The sequence below is a fragment of the Actinomadura rubrisoli genome, assembly GCF_004349215.1.
GTDB lineage: Bacteria > Actinomycetota > Actinomycetes > Streptosporangiales > Streptosporangiaceae > Spirillospora > Spirillospora rubrisoli.
In genome coordinates this window covers 1-3,197 of the sequence record NZ_SMKU01000577.1, presented here as the reverse complement: position 1 = coordinate 3,197, position 3,197 = coordinate 1, and the positions used below count along the sequence as shown (strand labels likewise).

General features: G+C 66.3%; 4 protein-coding genes and 1 tRNA gene. 1 reads left to right on the top strand and 4 read right to left on the bottom strand.

Annotation, left to right across the window (positions count from 1 at the left end):
* Positions 1-761: RNA polymerase sigma factor (locus E1298_RS45560; RefSeq protein ID WP_131903591.1), on the bottom strand; the 761-nt coding region annotated here is incomplete at its 3' end.
* Positions 762-1,109 (bottom strand): YciI family protein, encoded by a 348-nt coding sequence (locus E1298_RS45555; RefSeq protein WP_131903590.1) that lies wholly within the window; start codon positions 1,107-1,109, stop codon positions 762-764. It lies immediately after the preceding gene.
* Between the two features lie 172 nt (positions 1,110-1,281).
* On the opposite strand from E1298_RS45555, the gene E1298_RS45550 reads away from it, so the two are divergent.
* Positions 1,282-1,354: transfer RNA gene (locus E1298_RS45550), tRNA-Thr, on the top strand.
* A 69-nt stretch (positions 1,355-1,423) separates the two neighbouring features.
* Here E1298_RS45550 and E1298_RS45545 read toward each other — a convergent pair.
* Positions 1,424-2,704 (bottom strand): site-specific integrase, encoded by a 1,281-nt coding sequence (locus E1298_RS45545; RefSeq protein ID WP_131903589.1) that lies wholly within the window; start codon positions 2,702-2,704, stop codon positions 1,424-1,426.
* Positions 2,704-2,919 carry a helix-turn-helix domain-containing protein gene (locus tag E1298_RS45540; RefSeq protein WP_243726243.1) on the bottom strand — a complete coding sequence of 72 codons (216 nt, stop codon included), beginning with the start codon at positions 2,917-2,919 and terminating at the stop codon, positions 2,704-2,706. Before E1298_RS45540 ends, E1298_RS45545 begins: the two co-directional genes overlap by 1 nt.
* Positions 2,920-3,197 lie beyond the last annotated feature (278 nt).

Below are 3,197 nucleotides of genomic sequence, written 5' to 3'. Positions count from 1 at the left end.
CACAGCCCCCGATCCTGATCGGGGAGCAGCACCATCTCGCCGTCCCGCGTCCGGGCGCCCCGCCGCGACTCGATCAACAGCATCAGCGCGAGCAGCCCCCAGACCGCGGGCTCGTCCGGCATCAGCTCGTCCAGCACCCGCCCCAGCCGGATGGCCTCCGCGCACAGCTCCCCGCGCACGAGCTCCCCGGAACTGGCCACATACCCCTCGTTGAAGATCAGGTAGACGACCGCCAGCACGGCCCTGAGCCGCCCGGGAAGATCGGCCTCCTCCGGCACCCGATATGGGATCCGCGCATCCCGGATCTTCCCCTTGGCCCGCACGAGCCGCTGCGCCATCGTCTTCTCCGGCACCAGGAAGGCCCGCGCGATCTCCGCCGTCGTCAGCCCGCCCACCAGCCGCAACGTCAAGGCCACCCGCACCTCGGGCGCCAGCGCGGGATGGCAGCACGTGAACATGAGCCTTAGCCGCTCGTCCTCCACGGCCCCCTCGGCGGGCTCGTCGACACTGATCAAAGCGGCCTCCGCGTGCTTGCCCTGCCGGACCTTCTCCCGCCGCAGCCGATCGATCGCCCGGTTCCGGGCCGTCGTGATGATCCACCCCGCCGGGCTCGGCGGCGCCCCGTCCCGCGGCCACCTCCGCACCGCCTCGGCGAAGGCGTCCTGGACCGCTTCCTCGGCGACGTCCACATCACCGAAGACCCGGACCAGGACGGCCACCGCCCGTCCGTGCTCCTCACGGAAGACCCGCTCGACCTCCAATCAGACCTCGCCCTGGAACGGCCGCACCTCGATCGGAAGCCCCGTGATCCGCGCATACCTGCCGGCCCACGCCAGCGCCGCGTCCAGGTCCTCGACCTTGATGACCGTGATCCCGCCGAGGTGCTCCTTCCCCTCGGCGTACGGCCCGTCCGTGGCGACCACCTGGTCCCCTTCCGCCCGCACGACCGTGCTCGCCTCCGGCGAATGCAGCCCCGCCCCGAACACCCAGGCCTCAGCCGCCTCCAGTTCCCGCCGCACCTCGCCGATCTCCGCCATCACCTTCTCCAGGAACTCCGGCGGCGGCATCTCCCCGGCGGGCTGGAACATGTTGAGCGCGTACATCTTCATGGCGTCCTCCTCGTGGTGAGCCCCTTGTCACCCTCTATACGAACGACTTCCTCCCGCATCGACAGCCCCACCAAAAAATCTTCCCCAACCTCAGCGTCCCACCACCCCGTACGCAGCAGCCCAGTCCCCGAGCGAGCCCCCCACCCAGTCGACTACGATGCGGGACGAGCCCGCCGGCGTAGCTCAATTGGCAGAGCATCTGTCTTGTAAACAGAAGGTTAAGGGTTCAAGTCCCTTCGTCGGCTCGCAGGTCAGAGGCCCTGTCCGGTCGCCGGACAGGGCCTCTTGCTAACGCGTACAGCAGCGAAGTACAGCTACGCGGCGGCCTCGGGCGGAGTCTCGCCCTCCTCCTCGGGCTTGCGTAGGTGGTCGCCGAGCCGTCTGAGCGCGGCTCTCGTGGCCTCCGAAGGAACCTCCGTGTAGATCTCCATGGTGAGGCTGATCTTGCTGTGCCGGAGGATCTGCATTGCCACGCGTGGATGTACGTCCAGGGCGGCCAGGAGCTTGCCGCAGGTGTGCCGAGTGTCGTGCACTCTGATGCCCTTCACGCCTGCTGCTCTGCATCGGGACTCGAACGCGCGGTTGACGTTGCGTGGCTCGATCGGGCGTCCCGTACGGGTGGTGAACACGAGATCGCTCGGAGACCAGCGGTCTCCGGCGGCCTCCTGCAAGGCTGCGTGTTGGCTCTCACGGATGCGTAGAGCCGTGGCACACAGCGACGGCAGGGGCAGGACGTCTGTGGAGCCGTCCGTCTTGGTCCGCTCCTTATGGATGAGCTGCGCGCCGACGCGTTGGAGTTGCCATCCGATCGACAGTTCCTCGGCGTCGAAATCGATGTCAGCCCAGCGCAGGCCGAACACCTCTCCCTTGCGCATCCCCACGACGAGAATCAGCACCCACGCGGCGTACAACGGATCACCGCTGTCCCGCGCGTGCTCCAGGAAGCGGCGGGCCTCCTCAACCGTCCAGGTCGTTGCCTTGCGCTTGCGCTTCCGCGCGGCCGGAATCTTCACCAGACCCGCGACGTTCCGGGCCAGGATCTCTTCAACGATCGCGTGATTGAGGGCCGCCCGAAGTGTGTCCCGCGCTGCCTGGATCGTGCGACGGCTCGGGTAGTCGCCACAGCATTCGCCGATGGCGCAGCAGCGTTGCCGCTTGCGCTCGTCCCTGTCCTGGGGAAGCCGCTTGGCGTCTTTGCCCTGTGCGCAACATTGGCACTCGCCCGGAAGTTCGTTCAGCCACTTTTGAACGATCCGTACGGTGAGCTTGTCGAGCCGCTTCCCGCCCAAGCCGGGAACGATGTGGAGCCTCACCATTAGCTCATGGTGAGAGTAGGTGTTGGGTTCGCGGTTCGGCTTGACCACTTCGTCTAGCCAGTACGTGAGGTACTGCGCAACGGTCGGCAGGCTCGTGGGGATGGGGCGCTGTTTGGCTTCGTTCAGAAGCTTGATGTACTTGCCGTGCACTTCGTCGCGGGTCTTTCCGTAGACCCACTTCTTACGGCGTTCTCCGGCCGGAGTGGTGATCCATACATAGGCGGCATAGCCGTTGCGGTAGGGGAAGATCGATCCTTCGCCGTTGGCGCGCTTAGGCATTAGGCCGCCCTCTCTTCGAGCGCCAGACGCTCTAGGTTTTCGATGTACTCGATGATTGCGGCACCGGAGATCAGTCGAGCGCGACCAACGGTGACCGAACGGAGGCGCCCGAGACGCATTTCCTCAAAGATGGTGCTGCGTCCGAGGGAGAGAATTTCCATGGCCTCTTTGACCTTGAATAGCCGCATGTTGGGAGGGAAGTCGATGGACTGCACGGTCAACGCGTGTACCTCCGGGAGTTGGGCTGAAGGCGTCAGGAGCGGCGATTGCGGAGCGTCACGAGCGGCGGGGCCAGGTCGAGGCCGAACGGGGGTTGGTGACGCGGTGACGTGGTGACAGAAGGCGACAGAAGTAGTTCTGTCGGCTTCTGTCACCGTGTCACCCTGTCCCGCCCGTCGTGGCGACTTGCCAGGTAGGCACGGAGGGTGATGTCCGCACTCATGGGGCATCGGCCAAGTCGGGATGTGCTTCGTAGGTCGGGGCGGCGGGCCGG

Excerpts from the sequence above, each read along its gene's own strand:
- E1298_RS45555 (WP_131903590.1), bottom strand. The coding sequence starts at position 1,109 with ATGAAGATGTACGCGCTCAACATGTTCCAGCCCGCCGGGGAGATGCCG.
- E1298_RS45545 (WP_131903589.1), bottom strand. The coding sequence starts at position 2,704 with ATGCCTAAGCGCGCCAACGGCGAAGGATCGATCTTCCCCTACCGCAAC.